This is a genomic window from Sphingomonas sp. PP-CE-1G-424 (assembly GCF_004341085.1).
Classification (GTDB): domain Bacteria; phylum Pseudomonadota; class Alphaproteobacteria; order Sphingomonadales; family Sphingomonadaceae; genus Sphingomonas.
Map to the genome: position 1 here is coordinate 168,023 of NZ_SLXW01000001.1, position 26,669 is coordinate 194,691.

21 protein-coding genes are annotated in these 26,669 nt (G+C 66.7%); 12 read left to right on the forward strand and 9 right to left on the reverse strand.

Annotated features, from left to right (window positions below; genetic code table 11):
• Window positions 1-26 precede the first annotated feature (26 nt).
• From C8J43_RS00820 to C8J43_RS00830, 3 genes are all read left to right on the forward strand, one after another.
• Window positions 27-914, forward strand: coding sequence for an RNA polymerase subunit sigma-70 (locus tag C8J43_RS00820; RefSeq protein ID WP_056055638.1), 888 nt, complete (start codon window positions 27-29; stop codon window positions 912-914).
• Window positions 915-1,039: 125 nt separating this feature from the next.
• Window positions 1,040-1,555 carry a hypothetical protein gene (locus C8J43_RS00825; RefSeq protein ID WP_133029369.1) on the forward strand — a complete coding sequence of 172 codons (516 nt, stop codon included), beginning with the start codon at window positions 1,040-1,042 and terminating at the stop codon, window positions 1,553-1,555.
• A gap of 127 nt (window positions 1,556-1,682) precedes the next feature.
• Window positions 1,683-2,858: a helix-turn-helix transcriptional regulator gene (locus tag C8J43_RS00830; protein ID WP_133029370.1), complete on the forward strand. Its 1,176-nt coding sequence runs from the start codon at window positions 1,683-1,685 to the stop codon at window positions 2,856-2,858.
• Window positions 2,859-3,133: 275 nt separating this feature from the next.
• On the opposite strand, the gene C8J43_RS00835 is transcribed toward C8J43_RS00830, so the two are convergent.
• Both C8J43_RS00835 and C8J43_RS00840 read right to left on the reverse strand, forming a co-directional pair.
• A complete protein-coding gene (locus C8J43_RS00835) occupies window positions 3,134-3,565 on the reverse strand; it encodes a flagellar basal body protein (RefSeq protein WP_133029371.1) in 432 nt (143 codons plus the stop codon).
• 2 nt (window positions 3,566-3,567) lie between these two features.
• Window positions 3,568-6,315 carry a hypothetical protein gene (locus C8J43_RS00840; protein ID WP_133029372.1) on the reverse strand — a complete coding sequence of 916 codons (2,748 nt, stop codon included), beginning with the start codon at window positions 6,313-6,315 and terminating at the stop codon, window positions 3,568-3,570.
• A gap of 103 nt (window positions 6,316-6,418) precedes the next feature.
• Between C8J43_RS00840 and C8J43_RS00845 the strand changes: the two genes are divergently transcribed.
• The 8 genes from C8J43_RS00845 to C8J43_RS00880 all read left to right on the forward strand — a co-directional run bounded on the left by C8J43_RS00845 (window position 6,419) and on the right by C8J43_RS00880 (window position 16,618).
• A complete protein-coding gene (locus C8J43_RS00845) occupies window positions 6,419-7,441 on the forward strand; it encodes a flagellar motor switch protein FliG (RefSeq protein ID WP_056055622.1) in 1,023 nt (340 codons plus the stop codon).
• 4 nt (window positions 7,442-7,445) lie between these two features.
• Window positions 7,446-8,114, forward strand: a complete 669-nt coding sequence (locus tag C8J43_RS00850; RefSeq protein WP_133029373.1) for a FliH/SctL family protein — start codon at window positions 7,446-7,448, stop codon at window positions 8,112-8,114.
• Window positions 8,115-8,582: 468 nt separating this feature from the next.
• A complete protein-coding gene (fliF, locus tag C8J43_RS00855) occupies window positions 8,583-10,121 on the forward strand; it encodes a flagellar basal-body MS-ring/collar protein FliF (protein WP_183128838.1) in 1,539 nt (512 codons plus the stop codon).
• The gene (fliN, locus tag C8J43_RS00860) at window positions 10,118-10,489 is read left to right on the forward strand and encodes a flagellar motor switch protein FliN (RefSeq protein ID WP_231420814.1); all 372 of its coding nucleotides are present in this window, start codon (window positions 10,118-10,120) and stop codon (window positions 10,487-10,489) included. The genes fliF and fliN overlap by 4 nt, the downstream gene beginning before the upstream one ends.
• Window positions 10,486-11,778, forward strand: coding sequence for a sigma 54-interacting transcriptional regulator (locus tag C8J43_RS00865; RefSeq protein ID WP_243645351.1), 1,293 nt, complete (start codon window positions 10,486-10,488; stop codon window positions 11,776-11,778). The genes fliN and C8J43_RS00865 overlap by 4 nt, the downstream gene beginning before the upstream one ends.
• 80 nt (window positions 11,779-11,858) lie before the next feature.
• Window positions 11,859-13,940: a flagellar biosynthesis protein FlhA gene (gene flhA / locus C8J43_RS00870; RefSeq protein WP_133029374.1), complete on the forward strand. Its 2,082-nt coding sequence runs from the start codon at window positions 11,859-11,861 to the stop codon at window positions 13,938-13,940.
• Window positions 13,941-14,013: 73 nt separating this feature from the next.
• Window positions 14,014-15,942 carry a flagellar hook-length control protein FliK gene (locus C8J43_RS00875; protein ID WP_133029375.1) on the forward strand — a complete coding sequence of 643 codons (1,929 nt, stop codon included), beginning with the start codon at window positions 14,014-14,016 and terminating at the stop codon, window positions 15,940-15,942.
• Window positions 15,943-15,952: 10 nt separating this feature from the next.
• Window positions 15,953-16,618 carry a flagellar hook capping FlgD N-terminal domain-containing protein gene (locus tag C8J43_RS00880; RefSeq protein WP_133029376.1) on the forward strand — a complete coding sequence of 222 codons (666 nt, stop codon included), beginning with the start codon at window positions 15,953-15,955 and terminating at the stop codon, window positions 16,616-16,618.
• A 173-nt stretch (window positions 16,619-16,791) separates the two neighbouring features.
• Here C8J43_RS00880 and C8J43_RS00885 read toward each other — a convergent pair whose 3' ends face one another.
• From C8J43_RS00885 to C8J43_RS00915, 7 genes are all read right to left on the reverse strand, one after another.
• A complete protein-coding gene (locus C8J43_RS00885) occupies window positions 16,792-18,048 on the reverse strand; it encodes a hypothetical protein (RefSeq protein WP_207893301.1) in 1,257 nt (418 codons plus the stop codon).
• Between the two features lie 528 nt (window positions 18,049-18,576).
• Window positions 18,577-20,466 (reverse strand): methyl-accepting chemotaxis protein, encoded by a 1,890-nt coding sequence (locus C8J43_RS00890; protein ID WP_133029378.1) that lies wholly within the window; start codon window positions 20,464-20,466, stop codon window positions 18,577-18,579.
• Window positions 20,467-20,558: 92 nt separating this feature from the next.
• Window positions 20,559-22,076, reverse strand: a complete 1,518-nt coding sequence (locus C8J43_RS00895; protein ID WP_133029379.1) for an alginate export family protein — start codon at window positions 22,074-22,076, stop codon at window positions 20,559-20,561.
• 209 nt (window positions 22,077-22,285) lie between these two features.
• Window positions 22,286-24,172, reverse strand: coding sequence for a methyl-accepting chemotaxis protein (locus C8J43_RS00900; protein ID WP_133029380.1), 1,887 nt, complete (start codon window positions 24,170-24,172; stop codon window positions 22,286-22,288).
• A gap of 117 nt (window positions 24,173-24,289) precedes the next feature.
• The gene (locus tag C8J43_RS00905) at window positions 24,290-24,709 is read right to left on the reverse strand and encodes a hypothetical protein (RefSeq protein WP_133029381.1); all 420 of its coding nucleotides are present in this window, start codon (window positions 24,707-24,709) and stop codon (window positions 24,290-24,292) included.
• On the reverse strand, window positions 24,702-25,025 hold the full coding sequence (locus C8J43_RS00910; protein ID WP_133029382.1) for a rod-binding protein: 324 nt from the start codon (window positions 25,023-25,025) through the stop codon (window positions 24,702-24,704). Before C8J43_RS00910 ends, C8J43_RS00905 begins: the two co-directional genes overlap by 8 nt.
• Entirely contained in the window at window positions 25,025-26,134 is a 1,110-nt protein-coding gene (locus C8J43_RS00915) for a flagellar basal body P-ring protein FlgI (RefSeq protein ID WP_056055584.1), read from the reverse strand. The genes C8J43_RS00910 and C8J43_RS00915 overlap by 1 nt, the downstream gene beginning before the upstream one ends.
• A 79-nt stretch (window positions 26,135-26,213) precedes the next feature.
• Between C8J43_RS00915 and C8J43_RS00920 the strand changes: the two genes are divergently transcribed.
• Complete coding sequence (locus C8J43_RS00920) at window positions 26,214-26,654, forward strand: flagellar assembly protein FliX (protein ID WP_133029383.1); 441 nt, start codon at window positions 26,214-26,216, stop codon at window positions 26,652-26,654.
• The last annotated feature ends 15 nt before the right edge of the window (window positions 26,655-26,669 follow it).

Consider the following 26,669-nt stretch of genomic DNA (forward strand, 5'->3'; position numbering starts at 1 on the left):
TAGCGACCGAGGTTTGGGGACTACCAATGTCGAAGATCACCGCCGCGCTAGAGGCCGCCGTCGCAATCGTTATCGAAAACACACCGGCCGATGGCGCAGCGATGACCAACCGCCAGCGCGTGTATGGCGACCGCGCCTTTGCCGGGATCCTGAAGCTCATCGCCCCGCGCATCCGCCACTTCATCCGCCAATACGGGCTGGTCTCGCATTGGGAGGACGCCGAGCAGTGCTGCGCGATCGGCGTGCACCGTGCGATCCAGGGCTATGACCCGACCAAGGCGCAGTTCACGACCTTCGTGAACTGGCAGCTCCGCGGCGAGCTCCAGGGCCTCCGCTTCCGCCTGATGACCGATCAGCGCCCCTCGGCGAAGAAGGTCTCGGCCGCGACCGTGTCGCTCCATGCCGTGATGTCGAACGCCGATGGCGAGGACATGACGCTCGAGACGATGATCATGGACGAAAATGCGGTGGAGCTGACCGAATCGGGCGCATCCGCGCACATGGCGACGCTCACGCGGACCAAGCTGATCGAGGATTACGTCGATCACCTGCGCGACGTCGGCACCGATCAGCTCGCACGTCGCGCCCGCAAGGCGACTCCGGAGCGTGCACGCGAAATCGCCGGGCCGCGCCTGCGCTCGTCCGTCCATCCGATCGATCCTTCGGACCTCGCCGCGCTGGAAGCCAAGATCGCGCTCCACCGCGAGGCGATCGAACGCCGCCTGTCCGAGGATGCCGAGCAGGACGCCCGGATCGACGACGAGGCGGTCCGCGAGCGGACTCGCCAGGTCGCCAAGCGCGCCACCGCGGCGATCGCCGAAATGGCGGATCGCACGCCACGGTTCGCCGCAGCACTGTCGACGCCCGTTCCAGCACGCCCCCGCCGCGAATCTATCGGATCGGTCGCGCTGTGATCTGACGCTGGCCGGCGACAGCGCGCCGGCCACGCTTTTTCGGCATGCCCAAGATAGTTTGTGTCGTCCGCGCCACAGGCATCCTAAACCCTCCTAAAATAGAACAAGGTTTACGGGAGGTTTAGATGCCGGTGCACGATATGACGGATTTGCTGGCCACCGACAGTCCATCCGACATCGACGAACGCCTGATCCGTGCCGCCCGCGATATTGCGTTGATCGGATCGGGATTGATGCAGTGCCAGGGTGCGGTCCTGTTGACGCTGGCATTACCGGCCCACACCAGCGAGGGCGCGCTTGTCCTCACATTGTGGGACGAGACCCTCGCCCCCTACCGCGATCCGCGCTGCGCTCGCCCGGATCATCTTCTGGGTCCCGCCGTGGCCACGCTCGAGCGCGCCTCCATCGTATTGTTCGCTCGACTGGCCGCGATCCGGACGGCACGCCACGGCGCCGCCTTCTCCTGTATCGTCACCGACGGAACGGGCGTGGTCCTGATGACGGGGCGGCCACCGCGCGACTCAAGCGCGCTGATCGCCGCCGCGGATCGCCGCGGTACGGCCGTCGCCATCATTCCGCCAGCACCCGACAGCATCTGGACGCTGATGGCCGCCGACCGTCTTTACGCCCCACTCAACTGATCCGGCACTCGACCGGTCCGATATCCCGCTTTGATACATCCTATACCGCTGCGTTCCCGTTGTCATCGATCCGTAATTCTTGATAGGAAGATGACGTATAGGGGAATTGAACAGTGGAGCAGCGTGAGTGACCGTCCTCACTCGGCAGGATCGGCCGCGTAAGGGCCATTCGAGGCCGTTGGCTGCCGACGTCTTGGCGAATGGCGGAACCGGCGGCGGCGTTATCGTCGCCGACCGCTATCGTTCGGTCGTGTTCCCCAACCGCGTTCGCGAACATCGCCTGAAGCGCGGCCATCCCAAGCTCCTCGCCTTTGCCGGGTCGATCCCCGAAATCCCGTATATCCGCCTGTCGAAGATCGAGCGTGGCGAGGTTTTCCCGCGCGCGATCGAACTCGTCCGGATCGCGGGAACGCTGGACGTCGAGCCCGAAGATCTGCTGATCGACGTGCAATCGCCGCAGTTCGACCTCGAAACCTGGTTTGCCCCGTTCGCTGATACGGCAGTGCTCGACGATCAGCGCGAGGCGGAGACCGCGGTCGCGCTGGCCGCGGCGATCCGCGCCACGCGCGCCGGCGACCCGACGCTATCGCCCGCAGTGATCGATTCCGATTTCGGGATCGCGCCGGTCATCCTGTCGCGGCTCGAAAACGCGCAGAAGGGCCTGCTTCGCTGGGGCGCACCGACGGTTGCTTCGCTGTGCCGCTTCTTCCACGTCGCGGACGAGACCGCGTTGCGCGCGCATCTCGACCAGATGCACGCCTGTGGTGCGCTCGACCAGTTCCTGCACGAAATCGGCGGCCCTGAGGATCGCAGGGCGCGAACCCGCCAACGCATCGCCGCGCTGCGTCAGGAGCTTGCCCACGCCGAACGCATTTCCGCGCCCGTCACGCCGGCCAGCGTCCGGAGTGCGTTGCCATCTGGTCAGACGGTCGGCGCCTCGGTCCGGCTCGCGACGGTCTACGGCGTGCCGCTGGCCGACGGCGCGATCGCGATGCAGCCGACCGGCGCAACCGTCGAGTTGCCCAGTTTCGCCGGGCCGCGCGCGTTCGGCCTCCGCGTCGGCCGCGCCCCGCTCGGCAGCGGACTGCCCGGGCACGCGACGGTGATCGTCGATCCGGACCGCTATCCGCAGGCCGGCGGGATCGCGCTCGTCAAATCGGGCGAAGGCCACCGCCTGATGGCGGTCTCGCTGGACCCGCGGGGTGCGATGACCGTGCACGGCCTCGATCCGGCGGACTCGGTCGCGCTCGACACGCTCGCCCCTGCCGACGCCGTCGCGGTGATCGCGGCGTATCACGTCTAGGACGGATCGGGGCTAACCCGTCGAACAAACGGCAGAGTGTTTCCCCGCGAAGGCGGGGACCCAGACTGGGCTCCCGCCTTCGCGGGAGAACAAGGGGGGCGGACTGACAGTCGAACGCAATCCCGTCCTTGCTTCAAACGGATCAGCACCGGCTGATCGCTGCGACCACCATTTCCCGGACCCCAATCTATCGATTCCGCTGCAACGTAGATGTCGGAATCAGTCCGGCATGACGAAATTCAGCAAGCCCCATGGCTCCAGACTAATCTCGCCGTTCAGCCGCCGCTACGCCCCAGTGCGGTCTTTAGCAGCGATTGCTGCTTGCGATAGAGATTGGTCATCGCGGTGAAGTCGGCCTGGATCTGCCCCATCTTCAGCAGTTGATCCTCGACCGTCACGTTGTTGCCGTCGGGCTTGGTTTCGCTGACGTCGTGATCGAGCTGGATCCCCCCGCCACCTCGAGGCGCGCGCGCACCCAGCGCGCTCATCGCCCCGGTCAGCATCACGCGCGGCCGCGCGATGCTCGGGCTGCCGCTGCGCCCGCCGGTCTGCTGCGCGAGCAGTTCGGAGAAATCGGGCGCCGCGACGTCGCGCGCCTTGAAGCCCGGCGTTTCCGAATTGGCGATGTTCTGCGCGATGACGCGCTGCCGGTCCGCGAGATGCTTCATCTCGCGCGTGATGCCGGCGAGGATCGAGGGAACGGCCATGTCTAGAATCCCGTGTAGCTTGACGAACCGCCCGACAACCGGGTCAGCGCGGCCTGATAATTGCCGAGTTGCGCCTGCTCGATCGCGGTCGAGCCCGGCTTGCGTCCGTTCGACACGCCGGTGTCTGCGAGCAACGCCTTGGTATCATCCCAATAGAGCGATCGATACGCGGACTGTGCGAACGAGATCGCCTGCGTGATCCGGGACAGCGCGTTGGCGGCCTCGGTCTTCGTATCGAGCCGGAGCGCCTCGTTCAGTCCCAGCGCGAACGCACCGCCGGGCCTGACTTTCGGTGCATCGTCGGGAACCGACGCCGGGCTCGAAATCCGCCGCGCGTCGAGACCGAGCTTGGCGAGCGCATCCTTGCCCGCCGACCCTGCGACGAATTCGATCTCGTTGCCGGGCTTCAGGTCGATGCGAAGATTGCGACCCACGCCTTTCAGCGGCGTGGTGACGCTCGCGACCTTCGTCCCGACGAGCTGCCGGACCCGGTCGGCGAGCGTAGACAGCGTATCGTCGTCGCCGATCACGATCTTGCGCAGTGCACCGCCGTTGATCCGCACGGAGAACTCGTCCCCGGCGCGCAGGCTGGTCTGTGCTTCGAGCGTCACCGAATCGCTCGGCGTCAACGTGCCCCGGTGCAAGCCGATCGCGCCGAGCACGCTGTCGCCGCCGGCGATCGCCGACAGCCGCACCGACTCGGTCTTCGCGCCGATCACGCCGAACTGGCTGGTCGTCCCGATCGCCCCGGTCGATGCGTCGATCCGCGCGACGAAGCCGTCGGTGGTCCCGGTCTTGGCCGTACCCAGCGTCCCATTGGTGCGACCGCCCGCATAGATTTCCCCGCCGAGGAACGCGACGCTGTCGACCTGGTCCTCGCCAGCCGTCGCGACATAGGTGATCGCTGCGCCCGACAAACCGGCATCGATCCGCGCGACGAAGCCATCTCGCCCCGCCCCGCCGGCGTTCGCCTGCGTGCCCGACAGCGCGGCGTCAGTCGCGCCACCGACCGCGATCGTGCCGTCCGCCGCCACTGCGATAGCGCGCGCATCCGCCCTGCCCAGGCCGAGCGTTGCGATATCCGTCGCCAGCGATCCGGCATCGAGCTTGTGGAGGGTCGCCTGACCGCTTTCGCTGGTCAGCGCGAGCACCTGTCCGTCGCCCGAGATCGCCAGCGCCTTGACCGTGTCCACGCCGGCACCACCGATCGTGCGGGTCTCCTTCAGCGTACCGGTCGCGTCCAGCCGCGCGAGATACGCATCGCCGCCGTTCGCCTCGGTCTGGCCGCCGACATAGATCGAACCATCCGCGCCGACTGCCACAGCCGTCGCGGATTGCGCGCCGAGCGAGCGGACCAGAGTCGAGAACGTCTCGCCGCCCGACGCGTCATAGCGTGCGACCATCATGTCGCCGTCGCTGTTGGCGCCGTCGAACCCGCCCGTCACGGTCCCCGCCACGACGATCCCGCCATCGGGCGCGATCGTCACCGCCGCGCCCTGCGCCGAGCCGGCCGCGCCCAGATTGCGTTGCCAGACGACGCTGCCTTCGCTGTCGACCTTGGTCAGGAACAGATCGTCGGCACCGTGCGACAGATTGCCACCGATATCGCCCGCGGTCGTGCCGACGACATAACTGAACCCGTTCGCGTCGGTCGCGATCGCCTGTGCAATGGCCGCCGCAGAGATCGTCGTCGCCTTCGCCTTGCCGGTCGTATCGGTCGAGGCGACGACCTCCTGCCGCGCGGTCGCCGCCCGATCGACCGCGCTGATCGTGCCGAGCGTCTTGCGCGTCGGGTCAGTCGTCAGATCGTCGAACCGCGATATCCGCGTATTCGTCGGGGTATCGGGTTCGGTGACGCCGCTCGCGACCATCAGCGCATCGCTCGCGCCGACCTGGTCGATCGACACCGTCTCGAAGCCGGCACGCTCGAGCGACAGCGTCCATTTCTCGCCGGTCTTGGCGGGGACGAACTTGACCGAGGGCCAGCGCGGCACCGGGTTGCCGGTGTCGTCGAGCACCGCATTGCCGCTCGCATCGCGCTTTGGCACCGCGGCGATCTTCGCATTGATCGCATCGGCCACGCTGTCGAGCGTCGGCGGCTGCGGCGTCCCCGACAGATCGACCGTGACGCTGTCCGAGACGCCCGGCTGCGACAGGTCGATACGCAGGATTTCCTTGCCGGTCATTCCCGCCAGCGGCGCAGTGCGCGTGTCGTTGACGCCCGTGCCGACGATCGTCGCGGTGCTCAGCGATGATGCCGCCTTGACGCCGACGGTCTGCGCCTGCCGTGCGAGGCTGCCGAACGACAGGTCCATCTTGTCCGACGGCGCCGATCCCAGATAGGTCTTGAGATCGGCCAACCCCTTGGCGAACGCCTTTTCCAAATTGGTGCGTTCGCTCGACGCGGTGGTGTCCTTGGCCGCGCTTTCGGCGAGCAGGCGCAGGCGATCGAGCGCCTTGTACGCGACGAAGGTCGTCTGCACGTCGCCGGGCACGGTGGCGCTGCTGCTGCTCGCCTTGTCGATGATCGTCTTCATGCTCTTGATCAGCGACACCTGCGACGAGTCGCTGAGCGTCGAGGCCTTCTGCTTCCAGGGCGGCGTCGTGACGGGCGTGGTGAACGCCGCCTTCGCCTTGCGCTGCGCCTTGGTTTCGATCGGCGTCGCCGCGTTGGACGCGGCAAAGGCCGTGAAGGCATCGCTGCCCGTCAACACGCTGAGACCGATCAGGCCATTCGAGAAATTGCTCATGTCTTCCTCTTCGAGCGCCGTCCGGATCGATCGCTCTCTCCTATAATAGGGGGGAAGCGTACGGGCCGGTTCCCGACGCGATCTTTTGGAGCACACGCGGACCATGACGCTGGCCGAACCGCCCGAACTCAAGCGCTATTCCGGCATCGAGCGCGCCGCCGCGCTGATGCTGACTCTCGGCAAGGAGCATGGCGCACCGATCTGGGATCAATTGTCGGTCGAGGAGGTCAAGGACCTGTCGTCGGCGATCGCCCAGCTCGGTCGCGTGCCGTCGCATGTCGCCGAGCATCTGCTCGTCAGCTTCACCGGCGAAGTTACCAGCATGAACGCGCTGCACGGCTCGTACGAGACCGCCGAACGGCTGCTCGACGGCGTCTTGCCGACCGACCGCGTCCGCGAGATCATGGAGGACATCCGTGGTCCCGCCGGCCGGACGATGTGGGACAAGCTGTCGAACGTCAGCGAGTCGGTGCTCGCGCGCTATCTCAAGAACGAGTATCCGCAGACCGTCGCGGTCATCCTGTCGAAGCTGAAGCCCGAAAACGCCGCCGGCGTGCTCGCGCAATTGCCGCAGGACATCGCCACCGAGGTCATCCAGCGGATGTTGCGGATGGAGACCGTCCAGAAGGACGTGCTGCTCCAGGTCGAGCAGACGCTGCGCAGCGAGTTCATGAACAACCTGTCGCGCGCGCAGCGCCACGATCCGCACGAGGCGATGGCCGAGGTGTTCAACGCGATGGACCGGTCGACCGAAGAGGCGATGCTGTACGCGCTCGACGAACACGCGCCCGAGTCCGCCGAGCGGATCCGCGCGCTGATGTTCACGTTCGAGGATCTCGGCGGACTGGTTCCGCAGGCTGCCGCGGTGATCGTCCGTCAGGCCGACAAGCGACAGATGGCGCTGGCGCTCAAGGGGGCCACCGACGAAATCCGCCGCCTGTTCCTCGGCACGATGACCGAGCGCTCGGCCAAGCTGATGCGCGAGGACATGGCCGCGATGGGCCCGGTCCGCGCGCGCGATTGCGAGGAGGCGCAGACCGCGCTCGTCCGGCTCGCCAAGCAGCTGGCCGACAGCGGCGATATCCTGCTGGTCGATCCGAAGAGCAACGATGCGATGATCGTCTGAGACCATGGACGCAGCCTTCCACATCCGCCCGTTCGCGTTCGATCGCGTGTTCGAAACCGCCGTTCCGCTCCGTACCGCGCATGCGGAAACCGAGGATCTCCAGCTGATGATCGCCACGCTGGAGGCCGAACTCGCGCTCGCCCGTGCCGATTGCGACCGCCACGTCGCGGTCGCCCGCGCGGACGGGTTCGACGCAGGGCTCGCCCAGGCGCAATCCGATCGCGATACCGCGCTGCTCGCCGCGGTCGACGCGCTTCATGCGGCAATCGAAACGGTCGAGGCGGAGCTCGAAAGCGTGGCACAGGAGGCCGCACGCGAGGCGGCGTCGGTCGCGATCGTCGCCGCGGAACTGCTCGCCGGTCGCGCGCTCGTCGAATATCCCGGCGGCGCGATCGACGCGGCGATCGGCCGCGCGCTGCAACAGGTCGCCCGCGGGCAGGAGATCGGCGTCGCCGTCGCACCCGATCTGGTCCCCGAGATCGAACGCCTCGTGGCGATCCGCCAGAACGGCGACCGCCGCCATCTCGCGTTGACCGTCCACGCGGATGCGGCGCTGGCGATCGGCGACGCGCATATCCACTGGGATCGCGGCGGCGTCGTCCTCGAAGCCGCGACGCGCATCGCCGCCGTCGAAGCAGCGCTCGGTCCGGTCCTGGAACGCGTCGACGGCTGATCCTGCATGCTCCCCCGCCAGGGGGGGTGGCACCAAAGGTGTCGGAGGGGGAGGACACGGAACAGAGGTTTCCCTGTCCTCCCCCTCCGTCTGGCAAGCGCCAGCCACCTCCCCCTGGCGGGGGAGGATCGAAATTCGACGCCTGTGGATCGATCCGTCGTAGAGCGTCCTCGTCATCCCCGCGGAGGCGGGGACCCATATGCTCAGGTCTTGGCGATCATACCCGGAAGCCTGCCAGTATGGGTTCCCGCCTACGCGGGAATGACGAACCATCGCACCGCCCGGCTTGATGACACCACGTCAGACCGCCACCCGATCACCGGTCGGCAAAAGTTTCCGCCCGGCAAGAACTGCCGCCTCGCGTCTCTCCTATAATGAAATCAGGCATTGCTGCCGTTTCGAATGGGGTTTCGCTTGGATCAGATACGGACAGTGTTGGGGCAGATCGGTCGCCAGCGCCTGCTCCTGATGGGAGGAATCGCTGCTGCGCTGCTCGCCGTTCTCGCGGTGGTGGCGACGCGCGGCGGCGACTCGACGATGGGGTTTCTCTACACCGACCTCGACCCGAGCGCGGCACAGTCGATCGCCGAAAAGCTGAAGGCGCAGAACGTCGCCTTCCAGCTTTCGGCCGACGGCACCTCGATCATGGCGCCCGAGGACAAGCTCGCCGAACTGCGGATGGGCATGGCCGGCGAGAAGCTGGGCGGCAAGATCGGCTACGACGTACTCGACGAGGAGGAGCCGTTCGGCGTCTCCGCGAGCCGCGCCAAGATGAACGAGACGCGCGCGATCGAAGGCGAACTGGCGAAGTCGGTGGAGACGCTGCAGAGCATCTCCCGCGCCCGCGTCCATATCGTCATGCCCGACCGCGCGATGTTCGCGACGCAGACCACCAAGGCGAGTGCCGCGGTCACCGTCAAGACCAAGGGTCGGCTCGGTGCCGAAGCGGTCCAGTCGATCCGCTACCTCGTCTCGTCCTCGGTGCCCGACCTGTCGCCCGAGTCCGTCTCTATCGTCGATCAGACTGGCGCGTTGCTTGCCCGCGCGGGCGACGCCGGAACGATGGGATCGAGCGACATCGACGAACGCCAGGCGACCGTCGAATCCGGCATGCGCGACGAGATCGAGGCGATGCTCGCGCCGATCGTCGGCCAGGGCAAGGTTCGCGCCGAAGTCTCCGCCGAGATCGACCGCGACCGCACGCAGGAAGAATCCAACGTCTTCGATCCCGACAAGCAGGTGATCGCGCATCAGGTGTCGGTCTCCGGCAAGGATCAGAACGCCGACACGCAGGCCGCCCCGCAAGGCGCCAGCATCGCCCGGCAGCTCCCCGACGCGCAGCCGCAGGCCGGCGGCACCGGGACCAACCGCAGCGAAGCGCATGACGAGACGTCGGAGGATACGACCTACGACAACAGCAAGACGCACAGTGTCGTCGACCGCGCGCCCGGCCGGATCAAGCGGCTGTCGGTCGCGGTGATGGTCGATGGCGGCGCCAAGGGGCTGCCCGCGGCGCAGATCCAGCGGCTGACGCGGCTGGTCGAGAATGCGGTCGGCGCGGACACCGCGCGCGGCGACAGCGTCGTGATCGAAAGCATGGCGTTCGCCGCCGACGACAGCCTCAAGGATACCGACTCCGGCTTCCTCTCGCGGCTGCCCGTCGATCAGCTCTGGATGCTGGGCAAGCTGTTGCTCATCGCTGGGGTCGGGCTGGTCGCGCTCAGGATGATCCGGCCGCAGGCGAGCGGCGAAACGGGTACCGCGGCGGAGCGCCTGCTCACCGCGCAGACCGCGGAGCTGGCCGCGCTGCCCGACCAGTCCGGCACCGTGCCGGGCGGGGTACAGCGCCCGCTGCTCGAAGCCAACGGCCCCGCGCTCGATGAGGAAATCGCGCTCGCGCAGGTCGATGGCCAAGTCAAATTCGGCGCGCTTCGCCGGGTTGGTGACGCGATCACCGCGGCCCCGCCCGAAGCCGCCGCCGTAATTCGCCAATGGATGAACGCATGATGGATACGCAGATGACCAACCCCGTGCCGCATCTTACCGACCCCGACGACATCGTGCCCGTCGCGTTCCTCGAGGAGTTCGACGACCCCGCCGATGTCGCCGCCGCGGCGATGTCCGGCAATGCCGATCTCCAGGCGGTCTTCGACGTGCCGGTCAAGGTTCACGCCGTCCTCGGCCGATCGAAGATGCTGATCGGCGACCTGCTCAAGCTGAAGGCCGGGATGGTCGTCGAACTCGATCGCCGCGTCGGCGAACCGGTCGACATCTTCGTCAACGATCGCCTGATCGCCCGCGGCGAAGTGGTGCTGATCGACAACATGCTCGGCATCACGCTGACCGAAATCCTCCAGCAGGAAAATCGCGCGTGATCCGCACGGGCGACGACCCCCATCTGCTGTTGATCGGTGCGGACGCGGTCCTGAAGGTCGCCGCGCAGATGGCGCGCGACAACGGTGCGACCGTCTCGATCGCGGACGATATCGATACGGCGCTGGCGATCCTGCGCGAGACCAGCGTCGGGCTGGTGATGATCGACGTCGCCGCCGATGTCGCCGGGTTCATCACCAGCCTCCGCATCGAGGCGTTCGTTGTGCCGGTGATCGCCTGCGGGATCGACGTCCAGGCCGAGCAGGCGGTGGCCGCGATCCGGGCGGGTGCCCGCGACTACGTTTCGCTGCCACCCGACCACGCGCTGATCGCCGCGATCCTCACCAACGCGGCGGCCGCACCACCGGGCACGCTGATCGGCAAGGACCCGAGCTTCGTCCGTGCGGTCGGCTATGCCTGGTCGATCGCACCGAGCCGGATCGCCTTGTCGATCGTCGGTGAACCCAAGACCGGGCGGACGATGCTCGCGCGCTCGATCCACGCCATCTCGGGACGCACCGGTCGGTTCCTGATCGTCGACGCCGCGCACGGCACGCCGACCGCGATCGAAGCAGAACTGTTCGGCCGCGCCGCCGGTGGAACCCTGCCGCCGCGGCGGGGCAAGCTCGACGAGGCGCGCGGCGGCACGCTGTTCCTCCGCGAGGTCGATCGCCTGCCGCTCGACACGCAGACCCGGCTCGCGCACGCGCTCGCCTCGGGCTATGCGGACACCCGGATCATCACCTCCGCGCACGCCGATCTGGCAGTGTCCGCGGCCGCTGGGACCGTCCATGCAGACCTCGCCGCGCGGCTCGGGACGGTGCGGATCGCGCTGCCACCACTGCGCGACCGGGTCGGCGATATTCCCGCGTTGGCAGCGCATTTCGCGGAGCAGGCCGCCCGCGTGGAACAGATCGCGGTTCGCCCGATCGCCGACTCCGCGCTCGCCTTGCTCGCGCGCCACAATTGGCCGTGCAACGTCCAGGAACTTGAGGATGTCGTCCACCGCGCCACCGTGCTCGCGCGCGGCCCGGTGGTCGGTCCCGACGATCTGGTGCTCGCCGACGGCACGCGGCTGGCACGGACCACGGACGAGGCGACGCCCGGCGTCGACCGTCTCGTCGGCCATACCGTCGAAGATGTCGAACGCGCGCTGATCCTCAAGACGCTGGAACGCTGTCGCGGCAACCGTACCTCCGCATCGGGGATTCTCGGCATCTCGGTCAGGACGATGCGCAACAAGCTGAAGAGCTTCGTCGAAGCGGGGATCGCGATCATCCCCGCCACCTGATCGGCGCCACCTCATCGGCCACCTGATCCGGCCCGCTACCTGCCCCCTGCCCCCTCCATCTGATCCGGACCCGCATCGCCATGCCGCCAGCCATCGCCAATTTCCTGCAGCGCATCGGCGCCAATCGCGACATGGCGCTCGCGGTCGGGGTGATCGCGATCATCGGCATGCTGATCCTGCCGATGCCCGGCTGGATGCTCGATCTCGGGCTGGCGCTGTCGATCACGCTGTCGGTGATGATCCTGATGACCGCGCTGTTCATCGACAAGCCGCTCCAGCTGTCGGCGTTCCCGACGATCCTGCTGATCTCGACGATGCTGCGGCTTGGCCTCAATCTCGCCTCGACGCGGCTGATCCTGGCGCATGGCCATGAGGGCTCGCACGCTGCCGGTGGCGTGATCGCGGCGTTCGGCGAATTCCTGATCGGTGGCGAGACCGTGATCGGCCTCACCATCTTCGCGATCCTGATCGTGATCAATTTCGTTGTCATCACCAAGGGCGCCGGCCGTATCGCCGAAGTCGCCGCGCGCTTCAGCCTCGACGCGATGCCCGGCAAGCAGATGGCGATCGACGCCGATCTCAACGCCGGCACGATCGACGAACGCCAGGCCAAGGAACGCCGTGCCGAAGTCGAGGCCGAGAGCGGGTTCTACGGCGCGATGGACGGTGCGTCGAAGTTCGTGAAGGGCGACGCGGTCGCGGCGTTGCTGATCACCGCAATCAACGTCTTCGTCGGGCTGATCATGGGCGTCGCGGTCCACGGCGTACCGTTCGGCGAGGCGTTCCACACCTACACGCTGCTGACGGTCGGCGATGGCCTCGTCAGCCAGATCCCCGCGCTGATCGTCTCGATCGCCGCCGGCCTGCTCGTCTCGAAGGGCGGCGTCGCGGGCAAGACCGGCGCCGCGCTCGGCGACCAGCTCGGCCGCTATCCCAAGGCGTTCGGGATGGTCTCGGTGATGATGGGGATGCTGGCGATCATCCCCGGCCTGCCGTTCATCCCGTTCGCAATATTTTCGGCGGCTTGCGGCTGGGCGGCGTACAAGCTCGATCGCGATGCCCGCACGCGCGTGGTGCAGGATCGCATGGACAAGGCTGCGGCGGATGCCGATGCGATGCCCGACGAGGAACCGATCTCGCGCACGCTGGCGATCGACGCGGTGCGGATCGAGATCGGCTATGCGCTGCTGCCGATCATCAACGACGAACGCCGCGAGCCCCGGCTCGACGATCAGGTCCGCGCGCTGCGCCGCCAGATGGCGGTCGATTTCGGCTTCGTGCTGCCGTCGGTACGGATCCTCGACAACATGGCGCTGAAGCCGAACGAATACGTCGTCCACATCAAGGAGACCGAGGCCGCGCGCGGCGAGATCCGGCTCGACCGCCTGCTCGTGATCAACCCGCCGCAGGACTCGCTGTCGCTGCCCGGCGAAGCGACCCGCGAACCCGTGTTCGGCCTGCCCGCTTTGTGGATCGACCGCGAACTGCGCGACGAGGCGGGGATGCGCGGGCTGACCGTGGTCGATTGCGGCACGATCATCACCACCCACCTGACCGAGCTGGTGAAGGACAATATCGCCGATCTGCTGAGCTACACCGAGACGCAGAAGCTGCTCAACGAGGTCCACAAGGAGTCGGCAAAGCTCGTCGCCGATATCGTGCCGGCCAAGATCAGCGTGTCGGGGGTGCAGCGCATCCTCCAGAACCTGCTCGCCGAGGGCATCTCGATCCGCGACGTCCCGACGATCCTCGAGGGCATCGCCGAGGCGGCGCCGCTGACCTCCAACATCACCCAGATGACCGAGCATGTCCGCGGCCGGCTGGCGCGCCAGATCTCGGCGCAGCAGACGCGCGAAGGAGCGATCCCGATCGTCACGCTGTCGGGCGAGTGGGACGAGGCGTTCGCCGAAAGCCTGGTCGGGCAAGGCGACGACCGGCATCTGGCGATGGCGCCGTCGAGCCTGCACGCGTTCCTGGCCGCGATCCGCGAGACCTTCGACCGGCTCGCGACCGAGGGCGAGATCCCGTGCCTGCTGACCAACCCGGCGATCCGGCCGTTCGTCCGCTCGATCATCGAACGCGTCCGCCCCGCCACCGTCGTCCTCTCGCAGAACGAAGTCCACGCGAGAGCGCGAATTCGCTCGCTCGGGGTCGTCGGGTGATCGCTGCGCCCGACAGTCCGCGAACCGCCTATAATAAGACGATGATACGCCGATCACCGCGTCGAGGATACGCATGACCCCGCCGAGCTTCTCCCTGTTGCCAGGTCTCGACGCCGTCGCGGTTGCCGGTCAGCGGCCGGCGACATCGCCCGGCACGGGCTTCGATGCGGCACTCGCCGGAACGGGGTTCGGCCAGACGCAGACCGGGCAAGGATCGCGTATCGCGACGACTCCCGACACGACGTCACAGCTGCCCTTCGCCTCCGCCCGTTCGGGTGGCGCACCGATAGTGCTGGCACAGACGGCGATGGCGGCGTTGCCCCCCGCAGCGCGGCTGATCGCCGACACCTACGGCATCGCGACCGCTATGCCCGCGACGTCGCCTCTCGGCGCGCCGTTAGTCCCTGCCCCGCCCAGCCCGGCGACGGCCGCTTTGGAGACAGAAGGCCCGGCCCCTGTGAGGGGTGACCCGAAGAGCGAGTCGACGGACACAGCCGTGTCGCTCGCAGCCGCTACGCCTACGCCGACAACCAAACTTGCGCTCGCCGACCTTGCGGCGGCAGCTATCGGCAATCGACCATCGCAGCCCTCGCTGCCCGCAACCACGACACCAACCGTGGCGGACACGAAGCCGTCCACGCCGGCGGCTGATGGTACCGGCGACGCAGCCTCGCCCTCTACCGCCGCGAAGACCGCGGGGGCATCGGCGACCTCGACAACAAAAACCGCTTCGGTAACATCCTCAAAAACGCAGCCTACGCTATCTCCGAAGTCCGGTCCGATCGCGCCCGCAACGGTACCGTCAACTTCGGTGCGCAGCGCGGTCAAGGACACGCCCGCCTCCGACGACGAGACCGTGGCGGATCGCGCGCAACCGTCGGCAACGCAGCCCTTGCCCTCGGTCACGACAGTTTCGGTCCCTGCCGGCCCCACCGCGGCGGCGTCCGCCAACCCCGCAACGACGCCAGCTCCAACGGCGTCAGTCCCGGCTGCTGCCACTACGATGACGGGACGTCCCGTCACAGCGACACGCGGCGGGAAAGCCGGCGTGACGCAGACGGAGCCGGACGAAAAAACCGCCCCCTCATCCGCACCGAATGCCGAGAACCTGGGCACCGCAGAAAAGACGCCGGCACTCGACGCGGCGGCGCCAACTCTGGCCGTCCTCGCGACGCCACCGGCAAACGCCTTGGCGCAGATGGCGGGGCCGCATTATGTCAGCGCCAACCTCCGCTCCGACGGCGATGCGACGCCCCCATCTTCAAGTGCCGGCCGGACCGCGCCCCGCTCGATCGCAGCCTCGGCCGACGCCGTCACGCCGACGCAGGCGGAGCCCGCGGACTCCGCCACGCCCTTTGCGCCGTTGTTGAAACCCGACGCGCTACCTGCCGGTACCCCGATCGTCGGACAGCAGGCGGACACCGCGCCGGCACTGCAGTCCGCGGTCACGCCTGTGCACGCCCAGGCCATACCGACCGCGACAACCGCCCAGCCGCTCGCCACCGCGTCGACACCGACCCCCGCCACGACCACGGTTACCGTCACGCCCACCCCCGGCCAGATGGGCCACGACATGGGGGTCGCGATCGCGCGCCACGTCCGCACCGACGGTGGCGAGGCGATGACGGTCCGGCTCGATCCGCGCGACCTGGGTCGGATCGAGGTACGGATGCATTTCGACGACGACGGCGTCCTGCGCGCGGTCGTTTCGGCTGATAATCCCGCCTCGCTCGACCTGTTGCGTCGCGACAGCGCCGATCTCAACCGTGCGCTCGGCGATGCCGGCGTCCGCGCGGATCAGCAGAGCCTGCGCTTCGATACGCGCGCCGGAACCGGTGGTGGTACGGGCAGCGGGGGCAACGGCACGGCCGACGGCCAGCCGCGCCAGCACCAGCCGGCCAGCCCCTATTACTCCGATGACGCCGACGCCGATGGCGGCGCCGACATCGATCCCGTTTGGCGACCGCTCAACCCGCGCGGCCGCATCGACCTGATGGCCTGAGGATGACAGCATGACAGTTTCCACGATCGGCACCGCCCTGACCGCGCAGGACAAGAACGGCACGGTCTCGGGCGCGACCTCCGACTTCAACCTGTTCCTGAAGCTGCTGACGACGCAGATGCAGAACCAGGATCCGCTGAAGCCGATGGATTCGACCGAGTACACGCAACAGCTCGCGCAATACACGCAGGTCCAGCAGACGACGAAGCAGACCTCGACGTTGCAGGAGATCCTCACGCAGCTGTCGACGCAGAACATGGCGCAGGCCTCGGGCTTCATCGGCCGGCAGGCGTCGTTCGACACGCCCGTCTCCGGCCTGTCGTCGACCGGCCCTGCGCAATGGGGGTACAAGACCGATCGCGCGATCACCACGCTGACCGCGACGTTCGCGGACGCGTCGGGCAAGACCGTCGCGACGCGCGATATCGCGCCCGACGGGCTGACCGGTCGCGTCGCGTGGGACGGGACGCTGGCCAACGGATCGAAGGCCGCGGACGGCGCCTACACGCTGTCGCTGACCGGCATCGATGCGAACGGCCAGGCCGTACCGGTCGACATCACCAGCACCGGTCTCGTCCAGGATGTGGTCGGCGGCGGCGCCGGCGGCTCGGTGACGCTCGGCGTCAACGGCACGCAACTGCCGATGGACAAGCTGATCCGCCTCACCGCCAGCTGAGATCCCCCTGTACTGGCGGTCAGCGAGCCCCGGCGTGCCCCCGCACGCCGGGGCTTTCGCATGTCCGCGCCCTTGTGAGCGCACGCGACGCCAAGCCTGTCAGCTATTTGTTGACGGTCTACGTGGATGCCTTAAGCGACTGATATCGTACCCAAGGCAGCCCACGTCACCGACTACACGATCCATTTAGCATACTCGGGTTTCGCCTGCGTGGGAACCGATGCAGGATCAATGAGCCGAACCCATGCCTTGAAGCGGTCCCTGCAGGAGGCATGGCTGCGGAGCCTGTTTGCCAGCAAGGTCTGCCGCAAAGGCAACTCGAGCAGGATCAACACCTCGGCAGGCGAAAGAGATTTGATCATGCTGAGATAGTGCGGATAGGCAGCGTTCGCAGTGCCGTATTGATTTCCTGTGGCCGCGGTCGCCAGTGCCTCGACGAAGACGTGCTGCGCACTAACAGGCACTCTGTTCTGAGATGTCAAGCCGAGCAGTCGCTCCGCAAAAGGCGGTTCGTTGTAAAAATTGCTGAAGTCTTGGTGGACCGACATTAGTGATTGCGCCGCGCGCGTTATGAGTAGGTGGACTTCTGCCTCACCGAGCAGTCCAAGCAAACCTAGGCGCTCGAAAAACTGTTGTGATGCGGTGTGCCGGTCGACCTCCCCCTTGGCAACATAGTCTTGGTGACGGTCGACAAGAGTTGAATGCGCGTTCGGGGTCATGATCGCACACAAAGAGCTGCAAACCGCGAGCGCGTTGACCCGCGCCTCTTCGCCGGACGCAGGATCGCAATACATCCCGTGGAGGGTTCCGAAGAGCATTTCACGCTGCGCGTCGAACGTCTCGAGAATGCGCAGCTTCCAGGCCTCCAGCTGGTCAGGCGTGAAGCGATTGAGCTTCAAGGCGGTCAGAAAGGCGGGAATGTCGACGCCCCTGAGATTCCGCTCGTTGGCGAGCGCATGACGTGCAACGCGACTGAGGAAGGACAGTAGCTCGTCCTCGTCGAGAACCCCCATGGAGGGGTGCGCCGCTGAGAAGTTGTTCCGGATCGCGCGACACTGGTCGAGAAGGAAAAAGCCATCTTCGGAGATGAGGTTTAGCTTAAGGCAGAGTTGTAGTAGCTCCGCGTCTTTCATGTCCAAAAGCGCAGCCTCTTCGAACTGCTTACCGGTGATTTGCGAGGTGACCGCCATCCCGAATCGCCTAACCTTCTGTCTTAGCTCGACGATGGCCGCATTCCAGGCGTAGTTGATAGCGCTATCAAACAGGCCGGAAGCAACGGCGACACACATTCTCGCGAGTGTCTCGTTTCGGTGTTCGGCCGGAATCCGATCAAGCAAGCGAGGCAAGTTTGCCCACGCATGCGCGATCTGTCCGTCTGCGGCGAGGACATTCCTCTCGACGCCAAGAGCCGTCGTGAGAGCATCGAGCATTGGACCAGTCGTTGCTGTAACGGCTGGCAACGCTACCGGTGGTACGGGGACAAGATTGTTATTCATGGATTCGCTTTTTGTTGAAGCTAAAGATTGATTTGTGTCGATCCGATACCGAGAAAACAAGATGGGTTCGGAATATTAGCGCACGAATATCAACCAAGTTAGCTACCGACAAAGCAGCTCGAAGGCCGGCCTCGAACGAACGTCGGTTTCAAAGGCGCGCCGGTGCAGCGAACGTCCTAGCTTCGGCGACAGCGATCGATCCGACTTTCCCGCAAACGAACGAACACTAGGAAGGCGACTCGATTGATCGCGCGAAGGGCACAGTTGAGAATGACCGTCCCGCAAAACGCATTCCCGATTGCTCTTTTCCCGAATTACCTGGGAAATATGGAAAATCAGTGTTCTTCCGATCGACCCAGCGTGCCGATCACAGCGCCTGCCCCGATATCCGCAGACACACGAAAGCCCGCGTCCCTGGTAGGGAACGCGGGCTTCCTGTTCAGCCGTGCGGCTAAGCCTCGCTCAGAACTCGTTCCAATCGTCGTCCGAACGGACCAGCGCCGGGATCGCGGCGGCCGGCAGCGGGCGGACCGGCGAAGCATAGCCCGCGCTCGGCTGGCTCAGCGCCTTGCCGAAGGTCTGCTGGATCTTCGCACGTGCGCCGCTGCTTCCGCCGCCATTGCCGACGTTGAAGCGGCTCGCCTGATCGGCAAGGTTGCCGACTTCGCTCGCCAGGTTGCGTGCGGCGGCCGAGGTTTCCTCGACCATCGCCGCGTTCTGCTGCGTCGACTGGTCCATCGTGCCGATCGCCGCGGAGATCTGCGTGATCGCCGCCGACTGCGCCTGGTTGTCCGCGGCCATCGTCGCGAGCAGCTCGTGGACCTGGCCGACGTCGCCCGAGATATTGGCGAGCGCGCCGTCGACCTTCTGCACCGCTTCGACCGCGGTGACGATATCGGTCTGCGTGACCGTCAGCTGGTCGCGCGCACGCTTGGCCTCTTCCTCGGCGCGCATCGCCAGGGCCGAGACGAGATCCGCGACCACCGCGAAACCGCGCCCTGCGTCACCCGCACGGCCCGCTTCGACCGCGGCGTTCATCGCCAGCACGCGCGTCTGGAACGCGATCTTGTCGAGTCCTTCGATCACGCTGTCGATGCCCTTGGCGCTCTCCGAAACACGCCCCATCGCCTGCACGGCCTCGTCGGCGACCGCACGGCCGCCACCGACGGTGGCGATCGCCTGGTCGGCGCGCTCGACGGTTTGCGTCGACGCCGACGCGCTGGCCTTCAGACGGCCGTCCATCTGCGTGACCGACGCTGCGGTTTCCTCGAGCGAGGCGGCGTTGCTCTCGGTACGGCGGGCGAGATCTTCCGACGCCTGCGCGATTTCGCCCGAGCCGGTGCGGATGGTCATCGCACTTTCGCTGACCGAGCTGATCAGCCCGCGCAGATTGTCGAGCGCCTCGTTGAAGTTGCTCTTCAATGCGCCGTATTCGGGCGGGAAGTCGGCCTTGATCGCCGCGGTCAGATCACCCGCCGACAGCTCGGACAGATGCGTCGACACGGTGTCGACGACCATTTTCTGCTCGGCATCGGCGCGTGCCTTGGCGGCGTCAGCGGTGTCCTTGGCGATGCCGTTCTCGCGGAACACCTTCACCGCCTTGGCCATCGCACCGACTTCGTCCGCACGATCCGTGCCCTCGACGTCCTTGGCATAGTTGCCACCGGCAATATCGCCCATCTGCGCCTGGAGACGATTGAGCGGCCCGGTGATCCCGAAACGCGTGATCAGCATCGCCAGACCGACGCCCGCGATGATCGCGATGATCGCGACGATATACAGCATGCTGACCGTCGCCATGCTCACGTCGGTCAGCTTGGCCGACTCGACCGATGCCTGATCGGCGTTACGATCGACCAGCGACAACGACTTTTCGAACGTGGGCGTCATCACCGCGTCCGCCTGGCCGAGCACGGCGATCGCCTCGCCCGCACGATTCTGCGCACTCAGCTGGTTCGCGCGTTCGACCAGGGCACGGACCTGCTGCATCCCGCGCAGGGTCTCGTTGAGCTCCGCGACGGCCGGCGGGTTGGCGACCTTGCCGCGTTCGAGATCGGATGCGATCTTGTCGGCATCGACCTGGAATTTCGCGAGCGTCTTGCGCCCCTCCTCGCTGTTCGCGCCGACCACGGCAATCTTGTAGCCGTCGTACATCATCGCGTTCATCCGGGTATTGCCCCGCGATCGGAACATCGTGCCGGTCAGCTTCTGGTCGATCAGCCGTGAATACGACGCATCGACCGTCGCGATCTTGGACGATCCGAACCATGCTATCGCTAGCGTGATACATCCCAGCAGCACGAGCAAGGATACGACCTTGGTCGAGATCTTCGCGTTGTTGAGCATTCCCATTTGACGTCTCTCCTGTTCGACCTCGGCCACGCGGAAGATCGCGCGAAAACCTCGGACCTATTATGAATTCGTTCGACCGGATGGCCGTGCGGCTACAGCTTCATGCTGATCCAGCCGCTCAGGCAGTCGGAATTGTCGAACCCGCTCCGCGTCAGCACCGATCGTGCGATCAGATGCTCGTAGCGACCGGTGATCGAGACCCGCGGCGCGACCGACCAGACGAGCTGCGCGCGGGCGACGTCGGCGACGTGCGTGCCGCGCACCGACTGCGTGCCCGCATAGGCGCGCCCGCTCGCCGCATAGACGGCGTCGTCGACCTTCGCCCGCCAGACTCGCTGCGCTTCGACCGTCAGGCGGAGGCGGGTGATCGGCGACAGCGTGAAGTTGGGCGCGACCGCGACGAAATTGGTCGGCGAAAAGGCATCCTGATAGCTGAAATAGCCGCCATCGAGCACCGGTGCCGCCGCGTTGTGAAGCGAACCGTTCCGATAGGCGCCGCCGCCCGATCCGTAATCGACGTGCAGGCCGATCCGCGGTGACGTTCCCGCGTCGCCGAGCCGGACGGTCTGCGCCGCGAACACCTGCCATGCGTCGATCGCGCGCGGGCCGAACCGGCCACTCTGCCGATTGGCGCTCCAGTCGAGCGTCACACGCCCGGCATCGCCCCACAGCCGCAGCCCATAGAACCGGCGTGCCTCGCGCGCGGTGTCGCTGCCGAAAGTGACCGCGTCGCGGCGCAACCGCCATGCGAAGGGCTCGAGATACAGCTTCGATCCACCGAACCAAGTCTGCGGCAGGACGACGCCGGTCGTGACGCCCGAGAAACGCCGCGCATGATCGACGCGATCGTCGCCGGTGCCGCCGGTACCGTAGCGCGTGAAGTGGAGGTCGAACACGTCGGCACGGACCGAACCGAGATGCGCCCAGCCGCGGGCGCCGTTCAGGACGACCTGGATGTTGCCCGCATCGCCCTGGCTGACCAGCACGCCAGGACCGTCCGCGAAGATCTGGCGACCATAGCGGACGCCGACATCGCCGCCGTCCAGCGCGGTCGATACCTCGGCGAACGCCTGCTGGACGATCAGCGTGTTGCGCATGTTCGCGCCCGCCTGCGTCGCACGGTCGCCGGCGACACCGCCATGCGCCAGCTCGCCGTAAAGGCGGACATGCGATCCCAGATGGAGATCGCCGCCCGCGAACAGCCGCAGCTCGCGCTGCCGAATCTTCTCGGCGTCGCGTGCACCGGGATTGGTGACGGTATCGACGCGGCCACGGATTTCGCCGGACAGCGTCAGATAGACGTCGTCGCGGCCAGCGATCGGGATGAACTTCAACCGATCGAGCGGATCGTCGCGCAGCGCGGGATCGCGGTACCGCGTCCAGTTTTCCGCCCAGCGCGCGATCGCATACCCCGCGCTCACCGCACCATCGCCCGCCGCTTCGGCCGGATAGACCGTGGCGATCGGAGTCGCCCGGGTGGTGGTCTGCGCGGCGGTGTCGGGCGTCGCCGTCGCGACCACCGAATCCTTGGCCTGGGCCAGAACCGGCGTCGCGGAGATCGGAGTGAGCGCCAGCAGCAACGCGATGCGGGCCAAGGTACGATAGACCATGGCGAGGCCTTTTCGGTGGGAGGGTGTGTCTCCTTCATGATAGGACGCGCGCGGATTATTCGGGTGCGAAGGGAACAATTGTTAAAGTCGCGCGTGTTGCCCGCGACTTAGGCCCCGACCTCGATATCCGATCTCCCCCAGACGCACGAAAGCCCGCGTCCCTGGTTGGGGACGCGGGCTTCCTGTTCAGCCTTGCGGCTAAGCCTCGATCAGAACTCGTTCCAATCGTCGTCCGAACGGACCAGCGCGGGGATCGCCGCGGCCGGCAGCGGCTTGACCGGCGAAGCATAGCCTGCGCCCGGCTGGCTCAGCGCCTTGCCGAAGGTCTGCTGGATCTTCGCGCGGGCGCCACTGCTTCCGCCGCCATTGCCGACGTTGAAGCGGCTCGCCTGATCGGCGAGGTTGCCGACTTCGCTCGCCAGGTTGCGCGCGGCTGCCGAGGTTTCCTCGACCATCGCCGCGTTCTGCTGCGTCGACTGATCCATCGTGCCGATCGCTGCCGAGATCTGCGTGATCGCCGCCGACTGCGCCTGGTTGTCCGCCGCCATCGTCGCGAGCAGCTCGTGGACCTGGCCGACATCGCCCGAGATATTGGCGAGTGCACCATCGACCTTCTGCACCGCTTCGACCGCGGTGACGATATCGGTCTGCGTGACCGTCAGCTGGTCGCGCGCGCGCTTGGCTTCTTCCTCGGCGCGCATCGCCAGGGCAGAGACGAGATCGGCCACCACCGCGAAGCCACGCCCTGCGTCACCCGCACGCCCGGCCTCGACCGCGGCGTTCATCGCCAGCACGCGCGTCTGGAACGCGATCTTGTCGAGCCCTTCGATCACGCTGTCGATGCCCTTCGCGCTCTCCGAAACACGCCCCATCGCCTGCACCGCCTCGTCGGCGACCGCACGACCACCACCGACGGTGGCGATCGCCTGGTCGGCGCGCTCGACGGTCTTCGTCGATGCCGAAGCACTCGCCTTCAGGCGGCCATCCATCTGCGTGACCGAGGCTGCGGTTTCCTCGAGCGAAGCGGCGTTGCTTTCCGTGCGGCGTGCGAGATCTTCCGACGCCTGCGCGATTTCGCCCGAGCCGGTGCGAATGGTCAGTGCGCTTTCGCTGACCGAGCTGATCAGCCCGCGCAGATTGTCGAGCGCCTCGTTGAAGTTGCTCTTCAGCGCGCCGTATTCGGGCGGGAAGTCGGCCTTGATCGCCGCGGTCAGATCGCCCGCCGACAGTTCGGACAGATGCGTCGACACCGTGTCGACGACCATCTTCTGCTCGCCATCGGCGCGTGCTTTGGCAGCGTCGGCGGCATCCTTGGCGATGCCGTTCTCGCGGAACACCTTGACCGCCTTGGCCATCGCGCCGATCTCGTCGCCGCGGTCGGTGCCCGTCACGTCCTGCGTATAGTCGCCGGCGGCGATCTCGCCCATCCGGCTCTGCAGCTTGGCAAGCGGACCGGTGATACCGCTGCGCGTGACGATCAGTGCAAGCCCGACGCCAGCGATCACGCCGATGATGCCCATCACGATCATCGTCGTCGACGTCGAGTTCGCGACGACCGTCAGTTCGTCGGCGGACTTGTTGGCTGCCGCGATCCGCGCGTCATTGAACGCCACGAGATCGGCGGAAAGTTTCGCGATCAGAGGACGAGCCTGACCGATAACGGCGGTGGCTTCCGCGTTACGGTTCTGCAATCCCAGTGCGGCAGCGCGCGAGGTGAACGCGTGGCTCTGGTCGAGCTGCGCGATAAACGAGCCCAGCTGGCTTTTCAGCGCCGGCTCCTGCTTTTCGACCGCGCCGAACAGATCGCGGGCCGCGTTGTAGTTGGACAACTCGCTCTGCGCGGCGTCGCGTGCTTCCGGGCTGGCGCCGTCATAGACGACGGTCGCGAAGGCCGCGTTGCTCATCTGCACGGCCATCCGGGTCGCACGAACAAGCTGGACGGTATTCGCCATGTTTTCGGTCATTTCGGTATTGGCGTTGTCGGCGATCAAGATCCGACGGGAGCCATTCCAGGCGATGAACATCGTGATCGCACCGAGCATCAGCAGCAACGCGACGATCTTCGTCGGTATCTTAATATTATCGAGGAATTTCATGTGGATCTCCAGAAGGGCCCCCGCCCCGTACGCAGTATCTATAGGGGGCCGCCGGACCTCCCGGTCGCAGCGGCGCGGCATTGTCGTGGTGACGTGTCGGAACGGCGTCGCGGTGTGTCAGAAATGGCCGTTGATCGAGATCGGCGTGGCCTGCTCGCTCGACAGCAACGTGCCGCGGACGCCATACACCGCGCTCTTCGCGCCGGTCAGACGCCGCGCCTCGGCAGCGATCGCGCCCATGATCTCGTCGCACATCGCGATCCGGCGCTCGAGCAGGTTCGCGTTGACGCCGAGCCGACGGACCAGCGTTTCCAGGAGCGACCGGATTTCGCCCTGCTCCTGCTCGGGCAGGTCGTCGAGCCAGCGTGGCCGCTCACGCGCGAGGCGGATCGATTCCGCCTCGACGATGCCCGCCAGCCGGATCTTCGCCGCGACGAGTTCGGGCAGGTCGCTGGCATTGGCCGGGCGAGTCAGCCGGTCGTTTTCCTCGTCCAGGATCATCGCCAGCGACGTCAGGCTCTTGACCAGTTCAATCACGCGTCGTTCCTCCCTGTAATTTGATGATCTGCGCCATGACGGCGGGTGCCAGGCCAATGCCGCCCTTCGCCGCGATCGCGGTGCCGAGCTTTTCGGCAAGCACGCCGCGGAACATTTCCTCGCCGTGACCACCCCCGAACGGACCGTCGGTCTCGACCGTCTCCATCATCATCTGGGTCATCTGGCCGAGGAACACCGCCTCGAACGACTTGGCGGTCTTCGCCTCCGTACCCTTCGTCGCTGCAGAAGGCGGCGCTTTCGGCGTGACGGACGGTATTGCGACCGGCGTTGCTGTAATGGTCGTATCGATCGGCATCACTGGACCTCGATCTCGGCCTGAAGCGCGCCCGCGCTCTTGACCGCCTGGAGAATGGTAATGAGGTCGCGGGGCGACACGCCGAGCGTGTTGAGCCCGCTGACCAGCGATTGCAGCGACGCCGAGCCGCCGACCATCGCCAGCGACGCGCCGCCGCCATCGTCGACCGCGACGCGGGTTCGCGGCAGCACCACGGTTTGCCCGTTCGAGAACGGCGCAGGCTGCGACGCGACCGGGGTCTCGCTGACGCTGATCGTCAGCCCCCCTTGCGCGATCGCGACCGGACTGATCCGCACGTCGGCGCTCATCACGACCGTGCCCGACGCCTCGTTGATGACGATCCGCGCGGGCTGATCGACCGCGATCGGCAGATTCTCGATTTCCCCCAACAGGTCGACCGAGTCGCCGGTAAACGACGCCGCCGGCGCGATCTCGACCGTGCCGGGATCGAGTACCTTCGCGGTCCCTGCGAACCGACCGTTGATCGCCACCGCGATATGCCGCGCGGTCGTGAAATCGGGGTTCTTGAGCGCGAGCTTGAGGCTGGTCGCGGAGCGCAGCGCATAGGGCACCTCCTCCTCGACGATCGCGCCGCCGGCGATCCGCGCCGAGGTCGCGACTCCGCGGCTGACGCTCGCGCCGGCCCCTTGTGCCTTAAACCCCGACACCGCGACCGGCCCTTGCGCGACCGCATAGATCTTGCCGTCGAGCGCGCGCAGCGACGACACGAGCAGCACGCCGCCCTGCAGATTGGTGGCATCGCCGAGCGCGGCGACCTGGACGTCGATCGTCGAGCCCTTGCGCGCGAACGGCGGCATCGTCGCGATCACCGACACCGCCGCGACATTGGCCGGCTTCATCGAGGAATCACGGACGTTGACGCCCATCCGCTCGAGCATCGCTTGGAGCGATTCCTCGGTGAACGGCGCGTTGCGGACGCGGTCGCCGGTGCCGGCAAGGCCGACCACCAGCCCGTAGCCGACGAGCTGGTTCGACCGCACGTTCTCGACATCGACGATGTCTTTCACGCGCGTGCCTGCCGAGGCCGGCACCACGCCGAGCGCAGCAGCCAGGGCGGCGCAGATCAGAGAAACAAGACGGAGGCGCATGGCCGGGGCTTTCGCGAGACGTTGGACATCAAATTTCTTATAGGATAGGAATGGCGCCCGCCGACCGAAGGGACGAATAATGCGGATCGACGGCATCACGCCGCTGCTCCAATCGATGCTCGCCGACACGCGCACCCGCGACGGTTTCGCGCTGCCCGCCGCTGTCGCCTCGGCCGCCGCGGCCACCGCCGAGGCACCGCCATCGACGCCCCCGCCAGTGGTCCCAACCTCGGCGACCTCGGTTCAGATGATGGTCGCGCTCGCCGCGGTCGATCCGGTCTCGGAACGTCGACGCAAGATCGCGGAGGACGCCGATCGCGGCCTGACGTTGCTGGAGCGGTTGCGCGACGATCTCGCGCACGGCACGGCGCCCCCCGAACGCGTGCGCGAACTGGCAACATGGGTCGAGGCGTTCGTCGTGCCCGACGATGCCGCGGTGACGCCGGAGTTCGCAAAGGTCGCACGCGACCTCGAAGTGCGCGTCCGCGTCGAACTCGCCAAGCTCGACCTCAACGCCTGACGTAACGCGCGCAGC